Below are 1,345 nucleotides of genomic sequence, written 5' to 3' on the forward strand. Positions count from 1 at the left end.
ATTCCGTTTGTTGCCGAAGGGCAGTCGCCCCTGCGGATTGCCGAATCCTTGGACGCGGGCAATACGGTGGCGATCTACTTCATTCGAAACCCAGAGCGTGAGACGCGATTCGCCTGGATTGGTGGTTTGATCGAAGACGATGGTTTTGCCTTCATCACGCTGGCAAGCAACCCGAAGGTCGATAGTTTTGAGCAAGCAAAATCGCTAAAATCAATCGGGGCTATCAGTAGCGACGCAGTTCGAAACATCTTGACCTCGAACGGCGTCACAACCTTCGATCTGACACCCTCAGCGGTTTCAAACGCCAAGAAACTGTTAGCGGGACGGTTTGATGCCTGGTTCTCAACGATTACCGTCGCGCGCTATTGGATTAAGCAGGAAGGCGTTGAAGCCAATACAATCAGTGTCGGCAAAACGCTTGTTCCGGCTGCGGGATGGATTACCGCATCAAAATCGTTGCCTGCGGAAACCTTGAGTAAGCTCCAGACGGCTTTCGCCGCGTCGAAATCGGATGGTCGGTACGAGGCGTTTCGCGCTAAAATTAAATAATGGGCGTGTGTTGAGCGGCGACCAGAACCGAGCTTAACCCTGGGGCCTGGCAGGTACTCAAGTCAAAGAAGTGGTATCGGTAGAACCGCACGGGTTTAGAAATAATATGACCATATTATGACTTCACCATTTTTTTTAGGATGTATTTAAATGTTTGGTAATTTTTTTATGCTCAAATTTAATCTGGATAACGCTTATTCAAGGATCGAAGCAAATGAAAATAGGAAAAATGAGGGCATATCTGATTGGGATTTTTTTTATACCCAATCTCTATGCATCAGTGTCTTCTGCCGCTGATCCTTTGAAGTTATTTGGGTTTGAGTCGCTTCCTTATTCGGGGGTTACGGAAAGTGGCGCTCTTAATGGTTCCGGCTTCGAGTATGTGGCACAGGTTTTAAAGTCGGTGAATGTCGATTACGCGCCGCAAGGATTGCCACTGCCGCGTATGGTTCAGCTCTTAGAGGAAACGCCCTCGGTTGCAGTGTTTTTGGCACGCACCCCGCCGCGCGAGGATAAATACCAGTGGCTTTCCGAAATTTCGGGCGGCGATGAGGGGTTTATTTTCGTATCGAAGGCAGGCGTTCCAGCTATTACGAGTTTCGAACAAGCGAAGGGCCTTCAACGCCTTGTTGCTGTCGACAATGGCGCGCCGGCCGCCCTTCTGCGGGCGAATGGGATTACCGACATTGATACGTCGTCCTCAGAAGGTCTCAATCTTAAAAAAGTTGATTGCGGGCCGGGGCGATGCTTGGTTTACCACCACATCGCTTGGGCGTTACGTTATCAATCTGAGAAC

At 49.7% G+C, this 1,345-nt stretch carries 2 protein-coding genes; both read left to right on the forward strand.

Annotated elements, in window-relative coordinates; genetic code table 11:
• The coding region (locus tag VZ95_RS20545; protein WP_045777517.1) for a substrate-binding periplasmic protein at positions 1 to 549 on the forward strand (549 nt) is incomplete at its 5' end.
• Positions 550 to 703: 154 nt separating this feature from the next.
• On the forward strand, positions 704 to 1,345 hold a 642-nt coding region (locus VZ95_RS20550), incomplete at its 3' end, for a hypothetical protein (protein ID WP_198148458.1).

Origin of the sequence: Elstera litoralis (genome assembly GCF_000963705.1) — a bacterium.
Lineage (GTDB): Bacteria > Pseudomonadota > Alphaproteobacteria > Elsterales > Elsteraceae > Elstera > Elstera litoralis.